This window comes from Streptomyces sp. 378 (assembly GCF_030124145.1).
In the GTDB taxonomy this organism is placed as follows: domain Bacteria; phylum Actinomycetota; class Actinomycetes; order Streptomycetales; family Streptomycetaceae; genus Streptomyces.
Genome location: NZ_JASKMS010000043.1, coordinates 34,867 through 52,297, shown reverse-complemented (window position 1 = coordinate 52,297; position 17,431 = coordinate 34,867). Strand labels below are relative to the sequence as shown.

Below are 17,431 nucleotides of genomic sequence, written 5' to 3'. Positions count from 1 at the left end.
AGGCACCAGCCGCTCAACGATCCCCACGGGCGATAGCCTACCGAGTCAGCCAAATGAGATGACTTCTTAGCAGGACGGTGCGGTGGTGGAGTTCCGAAGCCAGAGCGGTTGCAGGACGGCGACGGGACTGACGACCGGGCCGGGTGGCCCGCAGTGATCAGGGGCCGCCATGAGCAGTACCGCAGTGGCAGTACCAGTAAGTGAAGGTTCGCAGTACCCAGCAGTGAAGCCAGTGAGCAGTACCTCGGTGAAGGCGTCGACTGCGGGCGCGCGCACCGGGAGGTTCGGCAGTGGGGTTCCAAGCCAGAGCAGACGCAGGACGGGCGACGGGGCTGGCTGCCGAAGAGTGGCGCTGTTCGAGGCCACCAGTAGTTCGCAGTTTCCGTTAGTAAGTAGCTGATCAAGAGGGAGAACGGAGGAGCCGAGCGCCATCAGGATCGCCCGGGTGGAAGTCTTGGACCCGGGTACCGCAGGACATCGATAGTGAGGTGGTCTCCGGTCGAGCAACCGCGATCCCCGCGCCCCCGACAGCGTCTCGGTCGGGTCTGCGGAAACAGAGGGCCGGTGCAGTATCAGGGCCGGCAGATGGTGTAGCAGTTCCTTCGGGGCCCTGGCGGCAGTACGGCGCCAGGGCCCCTCCACGCGTTCCACAGAGAGGTGCGATGACAGCAGACGACATGCTCGGCCGTCTCGATGACGACGACTACCCCGCCTACACCATGGGCCGGGCCGCCGCACTGCTCGGCACCACGCAGGGCTTCCTCCGCGCTATCGGCGAACACCGCCTCATCACCCCACTCCGCTCCGCAGGCGGCCACCGCCGCTACTCCCGCTACCAGCTACGTATTGCCGCGCGCGCTCGGGAACTCGTCGACCAAGGGACCCCCATCGAGGCCGCCTGCCGGATCGTCATCCTCGAAGACCAGCTCGAGGAAGCCCAGCGCCTCAACGCCGAATATCGCCGTGCCGCCGAATCGGCGAACCCAACGGCGGCAGCATGAGATGAGTGCCCGTCAGTGTAGGCGGCACCGCACGCACGGTCGCGGTGTGCGGTGTGATCATTTCCTATGGTGACGCGGTGTGTGGGCGTGTAGCGTCTGCGTCAGCTGTCGTGGTTCGGAATTCCCTCTTGCCCACGCCTTCGGTGTGGGCGTTTTGCTGTGCTGTGCCGCAGGGACCAGGACGATCACCTCCGTCTGCCACATCGAGTGGGAGGCGTTCATCGACTGGAAGGCATGAGACATGGCTACGGGAACTGTGAAGTGGTTCAACGCGGAGAAGGGCTTCGGCTTCATCGCCCAGGACGGCGGCGGCCCGGATGTCTTCGCGCACTACTCCGCGATCAACTCCACAGGCTTTCGTGAGCTCCAGGAGGGCCAGGCCGTGACGTTCGACGTCACCCAGGGCCAGAAGGGTCCGCAGGCCGAGAACATCAACGTGGCCTGACCTCGCAGACCTGCCCGAGGAATCGCGCACGCCGCGTCCAGGTGGCGGCCGCCGCCCCTGCGGGTTCTGCCACCCACCCGGACGAAGGCGCCTGCTCTCGTGCCGGGCCGGCAGGATCAGGGGCCGCGCAGCAATGGTTGCGCGGCCCCTGATCTGTGGAGGCCCCCGGGCGGGTGCGACTTCGGCCCGGAACTTTCTGACCTGCGCACCGAGACGGTCGCCGGACCTTAGTCGCTGCAAGCGTCGTCGGGCACGGGAGCCGCATGTCCTGCGCGGCTGCCGTGCAGCTCGAAGGAGCCGACGCTCAGACGCTCGTCCAGGCGTCGAGTATGGCTTTCCGTCCAGCGGGATCGTCCGACCTGCGGTCTGCGTGCAGGACGCGCCAGGCGGTGAGCTCGATATCTCGAAGCCACAGTTCTCCGATGACCTGTGTCTTGAGGTCGGGCAGATGGTCGGACTCGGCGAGGGCCTGACCGATCACCTCCCCGGCCGCGACGCGCTGGGGCGGGGTCATCTCATCGACGGTCGAGAGGACCTGCCGGCCCAGGGTGGTTCCCTCTCCTGCCAGGGAACGCAGCACCGGGGCCTTGATGTTGACGGGCAGCAGGTGTGCGGTGCCCGACGGCCTCCACAGGTCCGACCAGAAGCGTTCTCCTGCCTCGGTGGGGGCAGGCAGCGCGGCCAGCAGCCCGAGGAGATGGCCGGTGGCCGCATCGCCATCGGAGTGGGCGGCTGCGACCACTGCGATCCCGGCGACGCGCTCCACATCGAGCTGGTCGGCTTCGAGATGCGGAGCCAGGTCCAGTTGGTGTGCCAACTGGTTGGCGAGGGCGGTGGATACGTGGGGGCGGACCTCAGGAAGCATCGGCGATCCTTGCGCGCAGGCGAGCGGAGATGCCCCGTTCGGAAGCCCTGATCGTTCCCATGACCAGCCGGTCTACTCGGCTTCGGCAGGCCCAATCGGCGGTAGCGTCAAGGGGACTGGAGTTCACACGGCGGCGAACCGGCCCGGGCCCGGCGACGTGGCTGTGGATCGACCTCCCGTCATGTGTCCGGGTGAGGTTTCCTAGCATGACCGCATGGTTGCCAGTGACGCCCGGGAGCCCGGGGGAGGACGAGAAGCTGTGTCCCGCGACGCCGCTGAAGTCGAATGTGGTCACGTCGGGTCAGCGCGTGGAGAGCGCCGTGCAGACGGGCTGCCCGACGAATCACAGGGCGACCATGTGGGGGAGGGGGCTCACTCGGCTGCTGCTCTGGTGGAGCGGGTCTCCGACCTGGCCGAGCCGATCAAGCCGAGGTTGCGTGGCTGGCTCCATGCCGGAATGGTCCCCGCCGCATTGATCGCAGGCGTCGTGCTCATCTGCCTGGCCCGTACTTCGCAGGCGGTCGTGGCCTGCGCCGTGTACTCGGTCACCGCCTGGCTGCTGTTCGCGACGAGCGCCATCTACCACCGCGGCACCTGGGGACCGCTCGGCGAGGCTCTTCTGCGACGCCTCGACCACGCCAACATCTTCCTGATCATCGCCGGCACCTGTACCCCCCTTGCTGTGATCCTCCTCCCGCCGGACCAGCGGTCCGTGCTGCTGTGGATCGTCTGGACAGGAGCGTTGGCCGGCATCGCGTTTCGGGTCCTGTGGGTCGGAGCCCCTCGCTGGCTGTACACCCCGTGCTACCTGGCGCTGGGGTGGGCACCGGTGAGCTACCTGCCCGACTTCCTGCGCACCGGCGGAGCGGCCGTAGTGGTCCTGATCGTTGTCGGCGGTCTCTTCTACAGCGCGGGCGCGGTGGTCTACGCCCTCCAGCGGCCCGACCCCGCACCCCGCTGGTTCGGCTTCCACGAGGTCTTCCACGCGCTGACCGTGGTGGCCTTCACCGCGCACTACACCGCCATCTCCCTCGCCACCTACTGACCCCGCGACAGTGTTCCGGTCCACCGCTCATCGCCCACGTCGCCGCGTGCTGGACCGCGGCGGACCGGGCGGTCGCCGAGGCATCGCCCCGCGCGTGAAAGTCGAGGCGGAAGACATCAGGGGGATGGTTCGCTGTGGCGCATCACCCGTACGCCGGTGGAGGGGCCAGGGATACGAGGTTATCCGCCGCCGTCCGCCCTGAAAGTTGGCTGCTCTCCAGGGTGTGACGCTCCGTAGGCAGGTAAGGAGGGAGGAGCGAGAGAAAGACGACAGCGGTCTTCAGCTGATCTGAGACAGAGGGGGCTCCGTGTTCGAGGCGCAAGACATCAGGGAATGGCGAGGTCACGACGTGGTCGACCACGAGCGGCACAAGATCGGCGTCCTGGAGGCGGTCTATGTCGACACGGCCACAGACCAGCCCGCGTTCGCGACGGTGACGGTCGGCCTTCCGACCCGGCACCGGCTCGTGTTCGTCCCCCTGGGCGACGCGACGGTCGGTCCCGGTTATCTGAAGGTCGCCTACGACAAGAAGCAGGTCAAGGAAGCGCCCTCGATCGGCACGGACGGCGAACTGCTCGCGGAGGACGAGAAGACAGTCTTCGCGCACTACGAGCTCGCCTACCGAACGGGTGCGGGCGGCGAACGTCGCCTCGCCCGCCGCTGATGCCCTCACCAACGTCCCCCACCATGAGGTGACACCCATGGCTCTCTTCCTCCTGCTGCTCATTGTGGCCATCGTGCTCGGCATCATCGGTGTGGTGGCGAAGGGCCTGTTCTACCTGTTGGTCATCGGCGTGGTGGTTCTGGTCGCCGACCTCGTCCTCCTCGGCCTACGCCTGGGCCGCCGCCGCAGGCGCCTCCCCCGGTGACGCGGTCAGCCGGGCAAGCGCCCCCACGGGCCGCCCGCCCGGGGACCGGACGTAGTGGGGTGTCGGAGCAGTCGTCGAGTCATCGCCCAGGAGTGGTCCGCCCCGTCCGCGACGGGGCGGAGGCATCGGAGAGGTCGGCGCCGGTGTCGGCGTCCCGCTCGGAGTGGCCGACGCCGTGCCAGTCCAGGCACATGACGGTCGCGTCGTCCTGCAGGTGGCCGTGGTTGGCGTCTACGATCGCCGCGATGAGGGTGCGGGCGGCCTCGCGGGGATGCAGCGCGCGGGTACCCACGATCAGGTCGGACAGATCGAGGCTGTTGGCGTTGCGCTCCAGCATGCCGTCGGTCAGCATCACCAGCCGGTCGCCCGGCTGCAGGTCCAGCGACTGGACCCGGTAGGTGTGGGGGACCTGGAAGCCGAACGGCATATCGATCTTCGGAGTGATCTCCCGCACCTGGCCGTTCCGCATGCGCAGCGGCCAGGGGTGGCCGGCGTTGATGAACTCGGCCCTGCCGTCGGTCAGGCTGATGCGCAGGAGCTGGCCGGTGACGTAGCTCTGGCGGCCGTGTTCACGCATCGCCTGGTCGGCCTGTCGGGCCTGTTCGGCGAGGTCGGCGCCGGCCCGCCGTGCCCGGCGAAGGGCGCCCACCAGGAGGGTCGCCAGCAGCGCGGCGTCGACATCGTGCCCCATGGCGTCAGTGACGGAGAGCTGGACTGTATCCCGGTCGATCACGTAGTCGAAGGTGTCGCCCCCGACGTGGTCGGCGGGCTCCAGTGCCCCGGCCACCGCGAACTGCGCGGCCTCGCACGCCAGCGACGCCGGGAGCAGCCGGTGCTGGATTTCCGCAGCGAGGCTCAGCGGGCTGGTGCGGCGTCCCCACTGGTACACGTCGGTGTAGGACCGGTTCGCGATGACGATGTATGCCAGGGCGTGCGCGGTCTCGCCGATCTCCCGCATCGTCTCCGCGTCCGGCGCCGCGGGCAGGAAGAGTTCGAGGAGTCCGATGGCGTCCCCGCGGTTGGTCACCGGGGCGACGATCCGCACCAGCGTGCCCTCGCCCTTGTCCTCCACGCTCGGCCGCTGGGTGCGGATCACGTCGTCGTACAGGGTGCCGCGCAGTGTGATGCGCCGGGCGGGTTGATCGGTATCGATGCTGCCCGCCGCCCCCAGCCGTACGACCGATCCGCCGGTGAAGTCGGTGATGAGGAACGACACGGACGCGGCCCCGAGGCGCTCCTTGAGCATGTGCGCGACCACGTCGAGCGACTCCACAGGCGCTGCGGACTCCGCTGCGGCCAGAGTCTCCGTTAGGGTTATCTCCCTGCCCCGGCCATCCCCGTTCGCGGGAGTACGAGTGGTCGACCCACCGTCCCCGTCAGGCCCGCGCACGGTCACGGTGACTCCTCGCTGCTCGGTGCTGCTCAGGGCTTCGGCCCGGGGATGCGAGGGGCTGGCGCCAAGCCCGGTGCCCGGTGCCCGGTAGATGTTATTGCACCACAGAGCCTCTGAACGGATGCACCTGTCGGCCGGCTGTTCGTCGAACGGCGCGGCCACCGTCGCCGTGTGGAACGCCTGGGCCTCGCAGTCATCCGGCCTACCAGAGTCCATGCCACGCTGGCACCGAAGATGACAAACAGTAGTGGGTGCCCGAACGGTACGCCGTTCGGGCACCCACCGTTCAACGTCTCCCAGGCCCAGAAGGACCCGCAGGCCGAGAACATCAACCCCGGCCTGACCTCGCAGCCTTGCCCGAGGGATAGTGCCCGCCGCGTCCGGTGACTGCCGCGGCCCGTGCAGGCCGTCCTTTCGCCCGAACAAGGGGGTCCGCTCTTGTGCCCTTTCTGAACTCGGTCACATCAGGCGTTGTCCCGGGCTCGGCCGCCTCACCGTACGTGTCCCAGTTCGTCGGCGACCAGGGTTGCTCGCAAGGTGCTGCAACACCGAACCGGAGGAGTAGGGGTACGAGGCCGGGGTGCGCGCCACGTGCCGACTCGGGCGCCGCATGCCCTGCGCGGCTGCCTGGAGGAGCAGTCGTTCAGGCGCTGGTCCAGGCGTCGAGGAAGGCTTTCCGCCCAGCCGAATCGTCCGACCTGCAGTCTGCATGCAGAACGCGCCAGGCGGTGAGCTCGAGATCTCGGAGCCACAGTTCGCCGATGACCTTGTCTTGAGGCCGGGCAGATGGTCGGATTCGGCGAGACCCCAAATCCGCCGCCCCGGATGCACGATGGGTGGTCTGACTCGACAGGGCCTGAGTGAGCGGACGCCCGCCCGGGCCCGCACCCCGAACAGGAGGGGCACCGGTGGTGGCGCGTGATGTGCCTGCACGATGCCGACTGCTTCTCCACGCCCGGCTACCAACCTGGCATCGCCGCGCTCGCGGTCGGCCTGTGGTCTCCCCTCGCCACCCTGGCCCTGATCGCGCTGACCTTGTGCGGTGCCCTGCCGGTCCAGCGGCGGACGGCGCGCCGTGCGAGGCCAGAGGCCGCCACGGCCCACGGGGCCGCGGTGAACCGGCCCCAAGGGTACGGGCGGTCAGCCGCAGGTACGAGAAGACCGGCTCATTCCCCGTGCGCAGGCTTCGTCAGCTCTGCGTTGAACTGAGCGCCGATCAGGAGGGACAGGTTGGAGAGCCACAGCCAGACCAGGAACACCACGACGCCTGCCAGTGAACCGTACAGACGGTCGTAGGTGCTGACCAGGGAGGTGTAGACGGCGAATCCGAGTGAGACGGTCAGCAGGAGCGCAACCGCCAGTGTGCCGCCGGGCGCCATCCTCCGGACAGGGCGGGAGGATGCCGGTCCTGACCGGTACAGGACGAGCACCAAGGCGACGGCTACGGCGGCCACGACCGGCCACCGCAGCGTGTCCCAGGTGGCCTGGGGCCCGGTACCCAGACTCAGAGCCTGACCCAGACGCCGGGCCAGGCCGCCGGTGAGCAACAACGCGAGGGTCGACGTCAGAAGCAGGGAGCTCAGGACGAGGGCCGTGGCGATGATGCGCGGAGCGGTACGCCAGACCGGCCGGTCCGCGCTGATCCGATGCATGGCGTACAACGCCCGGCGGAAGACGCTCAGATAGCTGCATCCCGACCACAGAGCCCCCGCCCCTCCGACGAAGATCAGCGTCCATGCCGCCGTCGGCTGTGCGACCATCTGCCGCAGAGTGCTGCGCAGCAGAGCACGGGACTCGGCCGGGGCCGCCTGCGTCATACGGTCGATGACCTCCGGCTTGGCCGTGGGCATGGTCAGACCCAGAATCGAGAGGATCACCAGCAGCAACGGGAACAGGGCCAGAACCGCATAGTAGGTCAGCGCAGCGCCCCAGTCCGTGACGTCGTCGTTCCAGACGGCCACCGGCGTCCGGCGCAACGCCACCCACCACCGAGCCGTGTGACCGTCTGCATCCATGACGCGGATGCTCTCACTCTTCGTCCTCGGGCCACCATCCAGCACTGCGGTGCGACAGAACCCGGCACGCGTGCCGGGGTTACCCGACGTGCTTGGGAAGGCGGGACGGCCGCGGGGGCCACGGCCCCTTGGCACCGCGCGGTGAACAGGCTGTGGAGATTCTCGGCCGGGTCTGCGGCGGCCGCGTACGTGGTGACCTGTGTGGCGATGTCCTGCAGCAGCTGGTGGCGGCGCCCCGTGCGGTGCTCGAGCAGGTCGTCTACCTGTCCGCCTCCGCACTCGCCGGTGTCGCGCGGTTCACGGTGCTGCGCCTCGTCGTCTTCGCGCGGAACCGCTCGCAGTTCGCGCCCACCGTTCGCACCGTCCGTCCCATGCCCGCGACCGTGGCCCGCGCCGCGGCCTCGGCCGGCCCCGCGGTGCTCTGCTACGCCGCCTGACCGTTCCGCCGGGCGGCCGCGCGCGCCGACGGGCGGGAAGCGCCCGAGCTACGGGTTCGTCGCTCCTGGAGGTGGCTGTCGAGGGCGGGCAGTCGCTGGATCTCAACGGTGCCTGTACTGCGGGAACCGTCGTCCAGACCTTCGACACCAAGGCCGATGGCAACCTATCTGGTGCAGTTCGGGAGGGCCGGGCGACCCCGGCGTCAAGCACATGGTGGTCAGGGCCAGCAAGACCAGCGACTCCTACGATCTCGAAAACCTCGGCGATCTCCGGCCGGCCGGGCACGCCGCTGCAGGACCGAGCTCCCGAGACCCCGTCAACTCGAAGCGTGCCCTCTGTGGAGTGTGTCGGCCGTGTCGGTCGCCAACGCGGGGGGAGGGAAGGGGGACCCGCGCCGTCTCGCGCCGTAACGCCCGCGTGATGGCGCGCGCTTCGATGCCCGCCTGGCGAAGGACAGCCGTGAGGGGATTGGTGTACCCGGTGAAGTACAGGCGCGGGGCTGCGGGATGGGTCTCTGGCCCTACGGCGAGGGGTTGCCCGTCCTCGTTGATTACGCACAGGGACCCGACCAGGTCGTGCAGGTTGGCGTTGGCGGACATCTGCGGACCTCACTCCATCGAGCGATTGAACTGCGAAGACGCCCCGAGTCGCATCTGATGCGAAAATCTCGCGTCAGCTGCGAAAGACGGACAGGAACGGCGGATGGGTGCTTCGGCGCACCCGAGTTCGCAGGCAACGCTGCCGTGGGGGGCGGCACGATCTTCCTCGGGTGGCCGCTGGTCGGCAGCCGCCTTGGGATCGCCTGAGCCACAACCGGTGCCTCGCCGAGACGGTGAACCGGTGCCCGGCCCCGCGCGCGTCAGACACCGACGGGGCGCGCGGATCACCGACCGTGGTGTCAATTTCATTTGACTGCATCACTGGTTCGGGCGCATCAGGGTTGGGCCGTGCTTAGGGGGTGCATCTCCCGAAAAGAATCATTTCGACAACACGCTGCCGAAAGGACCAATTCATGCGCTGCGCCACGGTCTTCATGTTCGCCGCTGCCAGTGCGCTGCTCGCGGCGAGCGCCGCCACCGGCACCGCTGCCGCGGCGGAGCAGGGCGACGTTGTGGTGTTCAGTACGGAAGCGACGCCACTGACGGTCTATCGCGATCCGCACGGGTGCCAGAAGCTTCCGCCCGACGCGCATGTGCTGACGAACCACACCGATCGTCCGGTCACCGTCCACGCCGACCCGTTCTGTCTGACCCCCGGCCTCACCGTGGAGCCCGGCTACGGCTCGCACGTGGCGCCCGGCAGCGGCAGTTTCTCCGCCTGAGACAACGCTGTTCCCGTTCACCCCCACACACTCAGGAGAACGTACGCACATGGCCACCGATCTCGTCGTCATCGGGCTGGGGCATGTCGGGCTGCCGCTCTCCAGAGCCGCGGTCTCGGCAGGTCTGGCGACCATGGGATACGACGTGTCCGGCACGGTGGTGTCGGGACTCGCCGCAGGCCGTTCCCATGTCGGCGGAGTCTTCGACGCCGAGGTCGCGGTCATGCTGGACGCGGGCTTTCATGCCACGACCGACCCAGCGGTCCTGGACGGCGCGCAGACCGTGGTGATCTGTGTGCCCACCGGACTCACACCGGGGGGCTTACCCGACCTGTCCGCGGTCGAGGACGCAGCCCGGGTCGTCGCCGCCCGGCTGCGCCCCGGCATACTCGTCGTCCTGGAGTCCACCAGCTATCCCGGCACCACGGAGGACGTCGTGCGGCCGCTGCTGGAGCACGGCAGCGGGCTGCAGGCGGGCGAGGATTTCCACCTGGCGTACTCGCCGCAGCGCATCGACCCCGGCAACGAGACGTGGACCATCCGCAACACGCCCAAGGTCGTGAGCGGTTGCAGCTCTCTGTGCGCCAAGTACGCCGTCGCGTTCTACTCCCGGTTCGTGGACCACCTCGTCCTCGCCCGCGGCACGCGGGAGGCGGAGATGGCCAAACTGCTCGAAAACACCTACCGGTACGTCAACATGGCCCTGGTCGACGAAGTGGCACTGTTCTGCCACGAGACCGGCATCGACATCTGGGACGTGCTGCACTGTGCCGCGTCCAAGCCGTTCGGCTTCGCACCCTTCAGACCCGGACCCGGCGTCGGCGGGCACTGCATTCCCGTCGACCCCCGCTATCTCACCGCGCGGGCCGAATCCCAGGGCTTCGCCTTCCGCACGCTGGCAGCCGCACACGAGGTCCTCGGCCGCATGCCGAACCATGTCGTGGACCGAGCGCTGGCCCTGCTCACCGATGCCCGGGGCCGCCCTGAGGGCGCACGGGCCCTGCTCCTCGGAATCACTTACAAAGCGGATGTGGCCGACGTCCGGGAGACGCCGGCGCACCCGGTGGCGGCAGGATTGCTTGCCGCCGGTGCCGAGGTGTACTACCACGACCCGTACATAGCCGAGTTCACTATCGGCGGCCGGTCTCTGCCGCGCGCCGAGGACCTCCAGGAAGCCATGGCCCAGGCCGATGTGGCGATCCTGCTGCAGGATCACGCCTGTTACGCCAGGGAAGCACTGGGCCAGGCTCGCTGCGCCCTGCTCGACACCCGCGGCACGGCCGTGGGCAGCCGGGTCACCCTTCTCTGATCCCCTCGCGCCGACTTGAGCCGGTGCCTCCTCGCGCCGGCCTGAGCCGGCGTCTCCCCCTGCCGGCCTTCGCCGGCCCCAGAGCCCGCGCAGCGGTACCGCCCTGCGCGGTCGCGGCCCTGCCCAGGTGCCGCGGTCCGGCATCCACCCGACACCACTCGACATCATCGGACACCGTCCGAGACTAGGAGAGACACATGAGCACCGCTGTCGCCAACGACCGCCTGGTGAAGCGCTTCGAGAAGTGGGACACCAACGGCAACGGCGTCCTGGAGGCGAGCGACTTCCAGGGCGAGGCCGCCCGGATCGCCCAGAACCTCGGCAAGAGCGCCGGCTCCCCGGAGGTGCAGGAGCTCCACAGTGCCTTCCAGGGGCTGTACGAGCACCTCGCCCAGAAGGCCGGCGTCCCGGCCGGTGGCGCCATCAGCCGGGAGCAGTTCCTCGACGCCACGGGGGAGTTGCTGTTCAAGGAGGGTGAGGCGAGCTTCAACCGTGCGCTCTCTCCCATCGTGAAGGCGTTGGTCCGCCTGTGCGACGACAACCACGACGGTGAGATCGACGCCCGTGAGTTCCAGGCGTGGCTGTCGGCCGTCGGCGTGCCGGCCTCCCAGGCCGGGAAGATGTTCCAGAAGGTGGACACGAACGGCGACGGAAGGCTGTCCGAGGACGAACTGCTGCAGGTCGTCCGTGACTTCCACTTCGGCCGCCTGGAGGTCGACCTGCTCGGCTGACCTGCCGGAGCGGCAGCTGTGACCCGGGTGGGCAACCACCCGGGCTCCACCGCCACCGGATGGCGCCGCCCCGTTCACCGGGCCGGGGCCATCCGGTGCGCGACCAGATGCCCTTCAGGCACCGGGTGGCACGGGAACCGTGCCCTGGTCCCCGGCCCGGCCCTGGACGAAGGTGACGGCGGTCTCCGGCCGCAGGCCCAGGTCCCTGCCGCTGACCGGACGCGCCGCGTGGATCAGGATGTTGTAGTGGTTCGGTAGGTGGCAGGCGTCGAAGCCGAGCACCGTGCCGACCGTCGTGTCCCCGATCCGGACCAGATCACCCCGGTCGATCACACCGCCGCACAGCAACTCGGTGAAGCCCAGGAAACCGACCCGGTCGATCCGTGCGCCGGGGCGCGGGTCCCACTGGTCGGTGGTGACCAGTTCGTGCACCTCGCCCCGGCGTACGCAGCGTGCCGCGTGCTCCTCCAACCGCATGCCGCGGTCCGTGCGGCGGTGCACGAGCACCTTGACCAGTGATCCGCGCACCACACGCTTCTGGCCGTCCTCCGCCGGATTCACCGGTCCGCCTCCGCTGCGGTCGCATCCAATCCGGACCGGGCGCAGCGGTAGGCCGCCTCCACCAGTTCCAGCGAGGCCAGGCCCCCGTGCGCCCCCGGGCCGGCCGGGGCACCGATACGGACCAGTGAGGCGAACTCGGTGAGGATCGCCTCGTACTCATGCCACAGCGACGCCTTGAAGCCGGTGTGTCCGGCCAGCATGTCGGCGTGCAGGACCTCTCCGCCGGCCAGCTCCACCTCGATGTCCTTGAGTTCCCCCGGGTACGACCAGTCCAGCTCGACCGAGGCCGTGGTTCCCGTGCGGCCACGCAGGCGGATCACCGCCTGACGGTCGATGCCGGAGCCGTCGCGGCGGATCTCGCAGCCGGTGACGGAGAGTTCACCGAGCAGCAGCCGCACCAGGTCGAGGGCGTTGGGGCCGTTGTCCGCCACGCAGCCGCCGCCGCAGCGGGCCGGGTCCAAATACCAGTCCTCGCCGCCGAGGTGCTCCTCGATGCGCTCCAGATAGCGCACCCGGACGGAGCGGATATCCCGACCCGTCGTCCGGCGTGCCAGTGCGTGGACGGCGTCGTTGTAGCGGCGGTGGAACGCCGTCATCAGCGGGACTTCGTAGCGCCGCGCCAGATCCACCAGCAAGGACCCCTCGGCCGCGGTGAGGGCGAGGGGCTTCTCGACGCAGACCGGGACGCCGGCGGCCAGGGCGTCCCGGCACAGGGGCAGGTGAACGTCGTTGGGCACGGCCACGACGAGGGCGTCCGGTCGTGCCCGGTCCAGCAGCGTGCGGTGGTCGCGGAAGCGTGCCGCCGGGCCGGGGACCTGCTCCAGGGCCTCGGCGCGGGCGTCGCACACGGCGGTCAGTTGCCACTCGGGCAGCCGTTCCGCGGCGGCCAGGTAGTAGGGGGAGATGGCGCCGAGACCTACGACGCCGAGCCGCAAGGGCCCGGTCATCGCGGGCTCCCGGGACCGCCGAGGAGACCGAGGTCGGTCAGTTCCGCGTGGAGGTGCGCAGGCAGGGGGATGCCGTGGCGGCGGCGCCCGGCGGCGAGTTCCGCCTCCCGCCAGCCCGGGTAGCGCACCGGCTCGCCGCCGGGCACCGGCGGGCAGTCGGCGAGCGTGCCGAACAGGGACCGGGTCGCGGCGGCCACGTCCGCGCCGGGGCGCAGCATCTGCGGGGCGATCGCGAGGAGGAAGAAGCCGATGTCGTCGTCGCTGCCGTGCGGCCGGCCGTCCCCTTCCAGTGCGTCGGGCGCGGGCCCCACGGCCGCGCCGGAGACCACGGCGGCCAGCAGTTCCACGGCGATGCCGAGCCCGTAGCCCTTGTGGACACCGGTCTCGGCCGTGCCGCCCAGCCAGCGCAGGAAGGCCTCGCCGCGGTCGAAGGCGGAGGGGTCGGTCACCGGGGCGCCCGCGGCGTCCTCCAGCCAGCCGGCGGGCACCGGGGTACCGCGGCGGGCGGCGACGCGGACCCGTCCGGTGGGTGCGACGGTGGTGCTCATGTCGAGCAGGAAGGGGTGTCCGTCGAGGGCCGGCGCGGCGACGCTCAGCGGGTTGGTGCCGAGCATCGCCACCGTGCCGCCCGGGGGTCGTGCGATGCGCTGGCCGCCGCAGTTGCTCGCGACCACGCCGATCATCCCGGCGTGCGCGGCGCGTACGGCGTGGAAGCCGGCGCACCCGAAGTGGGTGGCCCCGCGCACCGACACCAGCCCGACCCCGTGCCGTCCGGCCCGTGCCACGGCGTCGTCCATGGCCTCGGCCGCCGCCCACAGGCCCAGGGCGCGGCGGGCGTCGACGACCGCGCAGGCGCCCAGGTCGGTGAGGGTCTGCGGTTCGGCGTGGGGGTCGCAGCGGCCGGACTCCAGCAACGGCAGGTAGAGCCGGGTGAGGTTGAACACGCCGTGCGAGTCGAGCCCGGTCAGGTCGCCGTGACACAGCGCGTCCGCGGCGAGCCGGGCCCGCGCGTCAGGGATGCCGTGGCCGGTGAAGAGGCCGGTGAGCGCGGCGCGCAGCTCCGCGTGGTCGACGAGGAGGGGTGTGCGCTCGACCGCCGCTCGTGGGGCGGTGGGTGCCGTCATACGGGATTCCTTACGGGGCGGGCCAGTTGTCTTCGTAGGTCGTTCGGTTGGGGGGTGTGGTGCTCTACGGAGGTCGCCGCGTTGACGCCGCCGGCACCGCTTCGGCGAAGAGTGTGACGAGCCGGCGAACCACGCCGGCGAACTCCTCCAGGTCGGCGAGGTCGATGAACTCACCGGACGCGTGGGCGCGGTTGGCGGCTAGACAGCCGGGTCCGAGGACGGTGGTGAAGGCGTCGTCCAGGTCGGCCGCCCAGATGGCGTCGCACGTGAAGCCGGGCTCCTCGGCCGCCGGCCGGGCTCCCGCGCGGGCCAGGAGTTCCTCGGCCCACGGGTCGGAGTTGTCCAGCGCGGGCAGGCCCTGTTTGTCCCAGCCGAGCCGGGTGATCCGTTCCGCGTCCCGCGCCGTGCGGGCGAACTCCCGAGTGGGGGCGAAGAGTTCGGTGAAGTGACGCACACCGTCGGCGACGTGCCGGGTGACCTCGGTCTTCAGGCGGTCGCCGTCGGCGGTACGGCGGTACGACAGGTTCAGCAGCAGCGTGCCGGTGCCGTGGACGCGGTTGTGCGTGCGGCCGGTGTGCAGTCCGGCGACGCACACCCGTGTACCGGGTACGGCCCCGTCCAGGCGGGCGGCGAGGTGCTGTGCCAGGAATCCCAGCAGCACGGTGGCGTTGTGTCCGGCATCCGGATGGTCGTCCACCGAGTCCGCGCCCTCGACGGTGATCCGGGCGGTCATCGCGGCGGTGGCCCGGGGCAGCGCGCGCAGTCCGGTCGGCTCGCAGAACACGTTGAGTCGGCCGTGGTGCCCGGCCTCCAGCAGTGGGCGGGTGCCGTAGGTGCCCAGGGCGCCGCCCTCCTCCCCGGCGACGGCTTGGAGCAGGACGGTGACGTCCCGTCCGACGGCGGGGTGGGACGCGGCGGCCCGCAGCCCGGCGAGGAGGGCCACGGCGGGCCCCTTGGCGTCGACCGCGCCCCGGCCGGTGAACCGCACGCCGTCGAAGGCGGGCGGGGCGTGCCCGGCGACGGTGTCCAGATGGACGTTGAACATCACGGTGTGCGCACGGGAACGCTCGGGTCCCAGTCGCAGCAGCAGACTGGGCTGGTCCGCGAGGAAGCGCGGATCGCGGGCGGCGGCGCGGACCGTGGACGGCACGCCCGGACGGTCCAGGCAGGCGGCGGGCGGACTGGCGAGGCGGAGGGTGCGGAATCCCGCTTCGGCGGCGGCCGTCGCGTACTGCTGGAGGATTTCGGGCAGCCGGGACGGCGGATCGTCCGGGCCGGCCTCCAGGGGGTTGACGCTCGGCAGGCGCAGCAGGTCCAGCAGTAACTCACGGTGCCGGCCGGCGAACAGTCCGCTCACACCGGGCCGTCCGGCGGGCCGGTGACCGGCTGTCCGGCGCCCGGCAGCCCCGCCAGCGCCTGTCCGGCCCGTACGAACAGGTCGGCGGCGTCCTCACCGGCCTGGGCCAGCCCCTCGTGGGGGCGCACGGCGAGATGGGGTTCCAGGGAGAGCGCTCCGGTGTAGCCGTGGGCGGCCAGCAGCTCCAGGCATTCCGCCACGCCGGCCTCACCCTCGCCGGGCAGGGTGTAGGCGGTGCCGCCGTCCGGCGTGCGGACGGCGTCCTTGATGTGCACGTGGACGACGTACGGGGCGAGGTCGCGGAGCATGTCCGGAGCGCGGTAGCCGTAGGGGACGCCGTTGCCGGTGTCGAACAGCAGCCGCAGGGCGGGGCTGTCCACGGCGCGCAGCAGTCGTAGCGCGCGGTCGGCCCGGTCCCCGGCCCAGCCCGCGCAGTTCTCGTGCGCCAGCACCAGGCCCGCGCGCTCGGCGCGGTCCGCCAGGACGGCCGTGCGGGCCAGGACGCGGTCGGCCCACTCGGTCTCCGTCAGACCGTCGTTGGGATACGACATGATCCGCACCAGACGGCAGCCGAGGGTGGCGCAACGCTCGGCCAGGACGTCGAGTTCCGCCAGGTCCTGGCCGAGGTCGCCGGTGACGGGACGGGACCAGTTGCCGATCCGGGACGCGACGGCGGTCACGGTGACGCCGGCCTCCGCAAGCCGCCGGGCCAGCGCGCCGAAGGCGGCCACGGAGAGGTCGGCGAGGGCCGTGCCGTCGACCGTGCGCAGTTCGATGGCGTTCCAGCCCAGGCGTCGCAGGGCGGCAAGCTGTCCGTCGGTGCCGGGCGCCGCCTCGTCGCCGATGCCGGCGAGCGGCCCGAACCCCCGGAAGCGGGGTCTGTCCGTGCTGTGCCGGGACATGTCAGCGGCTCCCGGCGCGGGCGGGCGATGTGACGGCGCAGTGTTCACGGGCCGCGCACAGCAGCCGGGCGGTCGCGCAGGCGAGCGGGAAGTTCCCGATGCCCCCGGCGCCGGAGACGAAGCCGCGGTAGGCGCCGTCCAGGAAGTCGGTCAGGGCGTCGTCCCGGAAGACGTGGTGTCCGTTCCCGGGCACTCCGTCCGCGTCGAGGACTCCGGCCGGCGGAGCCGCCGTACCGCCGTCGAACGGGGCGATGACCAACTGTGCGTGGTCGTCGTCCTCGCTGAGTGGGAAGTGGGCCGTGGCCGTCCCGCCTTCGAACTCGCAGACGACGCTGCGTTGCCGGACGGGTGCACCGAGGTCGGAGCGCAGCAGCGTCACCACGCCCGAACGGTGCTCCAGTTCGACGTGCGCGCCGCCCAGGCGGGGCAGTCCGCGATCCTCGCAGCGCAGGTCCCAGCAGTGCGCGGACCGGAGTTCGGCCGGCCCGGCCAGATCGAGCGCGAGCGCCAGGGAGTGGGGGATCTCCACGTCCAGGGCGGACGGATGACCGTCGGTCGCCAGGGACCGCAGGAAGCGGGGCTTGTGCTGGTCGACGGTGATACGTCGCAGGGATCCGAGCCGTCCGCCGCTCACCAGCCGGCGTAACCGGCCGGCGAGCCGGGAGGTGATCCAGTGGGCGACGGTCGCGAGATCGAGCCCGGTCTCTTGACGCAGCCGGATCAGGGCGTCGAGTTCGTCCGCGGACGCGGCGAGGGGTTTCTCCACGATCACCCGGCGGAAGCCGTGTCCGGCCAGCTCCGCGAGGAGGTCGTAGCGCAGCCGGGGCGGTGTGCACACGTGGACCACCGCGGTGGCGGGGTCGACGTGTTGCAGTGCCTGTTCGAGCGTGGTGACGGCCGTGACCTCGCCGGGTAAGCCCACGGGCCGCAGAGCTTCGGCGCACGGGTCGCAGCCGACCGCGGGCAGAACGACGAGCGGATCACCCGTGGCCGCGGTCCGCCGGGCCAGACGGACGAGTGTCTTCAGATGCAGTCCTGATCCGGACCGGCCGAGCCCGATCACGAGGGGCTGCAGCACAGGGCCTCCTTAAGAGGGAACGGGAAGGAA

18 protein-coding genes and 1 pseudogene are annotated in these 17,431 nt (G+C 70.6%); 10 read left to right on the top strand and 9 right to left on the bottom strand.

Translation table 11 applies throughout. The features are described from left to right. Positions 1 to 662: 662 nt before the first annotated feature. The gene (locus QNO09_RS36445; protein ID WP_283974523.1) at positions 663 to 1,001 is read left to right on the top strand and encodes a MerR family transcriptional regulator; all 339 of its coding nucleotides are present in this window, start codon (positions 663 to 665) and stop codon (positions 999 to 1,001) included. A 241-nt stretch (positions 1,002 to 1,242) separates the two neighbouring features. Then, positions 1,243 to 1,446: a cold-shock protein gene (locus QNO09_RS36440; RefSeq protein ID WP_031104458.1), complete on the top strand. Its 204-nt coding sequence runs from the start codon at positions 1,243 to 1,245 to the stop codon at positions 1,444 to 1,446. A 304-nt stretch (positions 1,447 to 1,750) separates the two neighbouring features. Here QNO09_RS36440 and QNO09_RS36435 read toward each other — a convergent pair whose 3' ends face one another. Further along, positions 1,751 to 2,311 (bottom strand): hypothetical protein, encoded by a 561-nt coding sequence (locus QNO09_RS36435; RefSeq protein WP_283974522.1) that lies wholly within the window; start codon positions 2,309 to 2,311, stop codon positions 1,751 to 1,753. 214 nt (positions 2,312 to 2,525) lie between these two features. On the opposite strand from QNO09_RS36435, the gene trhA reads away from it, so the two are divergent. The 3 genes from trhA (at position 2,526) to QNO09_RS36420 (ending at position 4,225) form a co-directional block, all read left to right on the top strand. Beyond that, positions 2,526 to 3,356, top strand: coding sequence for a PAQR family membrane homeostasis protein TrhA (trhA, locus tag QNO09_RS36430; protein WP_502962391.1), 831 nt, complete (start codon positions 2,526 to 2,528; stop codon positions 3,354 to 3,356). Positions 3,357 to 3,663: 307 nt separating this feature from the next. Further along, positions 3,664 to 4,020 carry a PRC-barrel domain-containing protein gene (locus QNO09_RS36425; protein WP_283974520.1) on the top strand — a complete coding sequence of 119 codons (357 nt, stop codon included), beginning with the start codon at positions 3,664 to 3,666 and terminating at the stop codon, positions 4,018 to 4,020. Between the two features lie 37 nt (positions 4,021 to 4,057). Beyond that, on the top strand, positions 4,058 to 4,225 hold the full coding sequence (locus tag QNO09_RS36420) for a hypothetical protein (RefSeq protein WP_167551660.1): 168 nt from the start codon (positions 4,058 to 4,060) through the stop codon (positions 4,223 to 4,225). A 79-nt stretch (positions 4,226 to 4,304) separates the two neighbouring features. On the opposite strand, the gene QNO09_RS36415 is transcribed toward QNO09_RS36420, so the two are convergent. Beyond that, on the bottom strand, positions 4,305 to 5,543 hold the full coding sequence (locus QNO09_RS36415; RefSeq protein WP_283974524.1) for a PP2C family protein-serine/threonine phosphatase: 1,239 nt from the start codon (positions 5,541 to 5,543) through the stop codon (positions 4,305 to 4,307). A gap of 951 nt (positions 5,544 to 6,494) precedes the next feature. On the opposite strand from QNO09_RS36415, the pseudogene QNO09_RS36410 reads away from it, so the two are divergent. Further along, positions 6,495 to 6,698, top strand: a pseudogene (locus QNO09_RS36410) (amino acid transporter); the annotation flags it as partial. An 86-nt stretch (positions 6,699 to 6,784) separates the two neighbouring features. Here the strand turns inward: QNO09_RS36410 and QNO09_RS36405 are convergent. Beyond that, entirely contained in the window at positions 6,785 to 7,633 is an 849-nt protein-coding gene (locus tag QNO09_RS36405) for a YihY/virulence factor BrkB family protein (RefSeq protein WP_283974519.1), read from the bottom strand. Between the two features lie 152 nt (positions 7,634 to 7,785). Here QNO09_RS36405 and QNO09_RS36400 point away from each other — a divergent pair, with 152 nt between their 5' ends. The 4 genes from QNO09_RS36400 to QNO09_RS36385 all read left to right on the top strand — a co-directional run bounded on the left by QNO09_RS36400 (position 7,786) and on the right by QNO09_RS36385 (position 11,432). Beyond that, the gene (locus QNO09_RS36400) at positions 7,786 to 8,070 is read left to right on the top strand and encodes a hypothetical protein (RefSeq protein ID WP_349637013.1); all 285 of its coding nucleotides are present in this window, start codon (positions 7,786 to 7,788) and stop codon (positions 8,068 to 8,070) included. Between the two features lie 1,013 nt (positions 8,071 to 9,083). Then, positions 9,084 to 9,392 carry a hypothetical protein gene (locus tag QNO09_RS36395; protein WP_283974518.1) on the top strand — a complete coding sequence of 103 codons (309 nt, stop codon included), beginning with the start codon at positions 9,084 to 9,086 and terminating at the stop codon, positions 9,390 to 9,392. A gap of 49 nt (positions 9,393 to 9,441) precedes the next feature. Continuing rightward, a complete protein-coding gene (locus QNO09_RS36390) occupies positions 9,442 to 10,701 on the top strand; it encodes a nucleotide sugar dehydrogenase (RefSeq protein ID WP_283974517.1) in 1,260 nt (419 codons plus the stop codon). A gap of 197 nt (positions 10,702 to 10,898) precedes the next feature. Then, positions 10,899 to 11,432, top strand: coding sequence for an EF-hand domain-containing protein (locus QNO09_RS36385; RefSeq protein WP_283974516.1), 534 nt, complete (start codon positions 10,899 to 10,901; stop codon positions 11,430 to 11,432). Between the two features lie 114 nt (positions 11,433 to 11,546). Here QNO09_RS36385 and QNO09_RS36380 read toward each other — a convergent pair whose 3' ends face one another. From QNO09_RS36380 to QNO09_RS36355, 6 genes are all read right to left on the bottom strand, one after another. Beyond that, the gene (locus tag QNO09_RS36380; protein ID WP_283974515.1) at positions 11,547 to 11,993 is read right to left on the bottom strand and encodes a DUF6917 domain-containing protein; all 447 of its coding nucleotides are present in this window, start codon (positions 11,991 to 11,993) and stop codon (positions 11,547 to 11,549) included. Continuing rightward, the gene (locus QNO09_RS36375; protein WP_283974514.1) at positions 11,990 to 12,940 is read right to left on the bottom strand and encodes a Gfo/Idh/MocA family protein; all 951 of its coding nucleotides are present in this window, start codon (positions 12,938 to 12,940) and stop codon (positions 11,990 to 11,992) included. The genes QNO09_RS36380 and QNO09_RS36375 overlap by 4 nt, the downstream gene beginning before the upstream one ends. Then, the gene (locus QNO09_RS36370) at positions 12,937 to 14,064 is read right to left on the bottom strand and encodes an Ldh family oxidoreductase (RefSeq protein WP_283974513.1); all 1,128 of its coding nucleotides are present in this window, start codon (positions 14,062 to 14,064) and stop codon (positions 12,937 to 12,939) included. Before QNO09_RS36370 ends, QNO09_RS36375 begins: the two co-directional genes overlap by 4 nt. 64 nt (positions 14,065 to 14,128) lie before the next feature. Continuing rightward, on the bottom strand, positions 14,129 to 15,421 hold the full coding sequence (locus QNO09_RS36365) for a M20/M25/M40 family metallo-hydrolase (RefSeq protein ID WP_283974512.1): 1,293 nt from the start codon (positions 15,419 to 15,421) through the stop codon (positions 14,129 to 14,131). Beyond that, on the bottom strand, positions 15,418 to 16,323 hold the full coding sequence (locus QNO09_RS36360) for a sugar phosphate isomerase/epimerase family protein (RefSeq protein WP_283974511.1): 906 nt from the start codon (positions 16,321 to 16,323) through the stop codon (positions 15,418 to 15,420). Before QNO09_RS36360 ends, QNO09_RS36365 begins: the two co-directional genes overlap by 4 nt. A 1-nt stretch (position 16,324) precedes the next feature. After that, positions 16,325 to 17,401, bottom strand: a complete 1,077-nt coding sequence (locus QNO09_RS36355; protein ID WP_283974510.1) for a Gfo/Idh/MocA family protein — start codon at positions 17,399 to 17,401, stop codon at positions 16,325 to 16,327. Between the last annotated feature and the right edge of the window lie 30 nt (positions 17,402 to 17,431).

Excerpts from the sequence above, each read along its gene's own strand:
- QNO09_RS36445 (WP_283974523.1), top strand. The coding sequence starts at position 663 with ATGACAGCAGACGACATGCTCGGCCGTCTCGATGACGACGACTACCCC.
- QNO09_RS36440 (WP_031104458.1), top strand. The coding sequence starts at position 1,243 with ATGGCTACGGGAACTGTGAAGTGGTTCAACGCGGAGAAGGGCTTCGGC.
- QNO09_RS36435 (WP_283974522.1), bottom strand. The coding sequence starts at position 2,311 with ATGCTTCCTGAGGTCCGCCCCCACGTATCCACCGCCCTCGCCAACCAG.
- trhA (WP_502962391.1), top strand. The coding sequence starts at position 2,526 with ATGGTTGCCAGTGACGCCCGGGAGCCCGGGGGAGGACGAGAAGCTGTG.
- QNO09_RS36420 (WP_167551660.1), top strand. The coding sequence starts at position 4,058 with ATGGCTCTCTTCCTCCTGCTGCTCATTGTGGCCATCGTGCTCGGCATC.
- QNO09_RS36405 (WP_283974519.1), bottom strand. The coding sequence starts at position 7,633 with ATGGATGCAGACGGTCACACGGCTCGGTGGTGGGTGGCGTTGCGCCGG.
- QNO09_RS36395 (WP_283974518.1), top strand. The coding sequence starts at position 9,084 with ATGCGCTGCGCCACGGTCTTCATGTTCGCCGCTGCCAGTGCGCTGCTC.
- QNO09_RS36390 (WP_283974517.1), top strand. The coding sequence starts at position 9,442 with ATGGCCACCGATCTCGTCGTCATCGGGCTGGGGCATGTCGGGCTGCCG.
- QNO09_RS36385 (WP_283974516.1), top strand. The coding sequence starts at position 10,899 with ATGAGCACCGCTGTCGCCAACGACCGCCTGGTGAAGCGCTTCGAGAAG.
- QNO09_RS36375 (WP_283974514.1), bottom strand. The coding sequence starts at position 12,940 with ATGACCGGGCCCTTGCGGCTCGGCGTCGTAGGTCTCGGCGCCATCTCC.
- QNO09_RS36370 (WP_283974513.1), bottom strand. The coding sequence starts at position 14,064 with ATGACGGCACCCACCGCCCCACGAGCGGCGGTCGAGCGCACACCCCTC.
- QNO09_RS36360 (WP_283974511.1), bottom strand. The coding sequence starts at position 16,323 with ATGTCCCGGCACAGCACGGACAGACCCCGCTTCCGGGGGTTCGGGCCG.